A 572-nucleotide genomic window follows, 5' to 3' on the forward strand; every position below is an offset into this window, starting at 1 on the left:
GTTATTATATCTATTTTTTGTCTGATCTGACAATCAACGATATGATTTTTTTGCGATTTTTACACAAGGTGGAGATTAGCGGACTCGAACCGCTGACATCCTGCTTGCAAAGCAGGCGCTCTACCAACTGAGCTAAACCCCCATCAGTCAGTTATCAGGTATCAGTTACCAGTTATCAGCTTTTTACTGACTACTGTTGACTGTTGACTGTTAACTGATTTCAGGTGGGCCATCCTGGACTCGAACCAGGGACCTCACCCTTATCAGGGGTGCGCTCTAACCACCTGAGCTAATAGCCCATTATCCGAACCAAATCTATAGTTTGAGAGCTTCAACAAATATTCGCGACCGACCTAGGAATGACCAACTCAGTATCTAATTGCGATTTGCTTTCGATGTTTGAGTGGATTCGGTCTCCCTAAAAGGAGGTGATCCAGCCACACCTTCCGGTACGGCTACCTTGTTACGACTTCACCCCAGTCACCAGTCCTGCCTTCGGCATCCCCCTCTGCGAACAGTTGGGGTAACGACTTCGGGCGTGACCAGCTTCCATGGTGTGACGGGCGGTGTGT

General features: G+C 48.1%; 2 tRNA genes and 2 other annotated features (1 of these 4 cut by a window edge). Both genes read right to left on the bottom strand.

Annotated features, from left to right (window positions below):
• Positions 1 to 69 precede the first annotated feature (69 nt).
• Positions 70 to 142 (bottom strand) — tRNA-Ala (locus NSP_RS27605).
• A gap of 83 nt (positions 143 to 225) precedes the next feature.
• Positions 226 to 299 (bottom strand) — tRNA-Ile (locus NSP_RS27610).
• Positions 300 to 434: 135 nt separating this feature from the next.
• Positions 435 to 569: a sequence feature (16S ribosomal RNA rRNA prediction is too short), on the bottom strand.
• Positions 467 to 572, bottom strand: a sequence feature (mutual gap in cmsearch alignment for this rRNA model is longer than 100) (it continues 1,488 nt past the right edge of the window). Its footprint overlaps the feature before it by 103 nt.

It is taken from the genome of Nodularia spumigena CCY9414, assembly GCF_000340565.2.
Classification (GTDB): domain Bacteria; phylum Cyanobacteriota; class Cyanobacteriia; order Cyanobacteriales; family Nostocaceae; genus Nodularia; species Nodularia spumigena.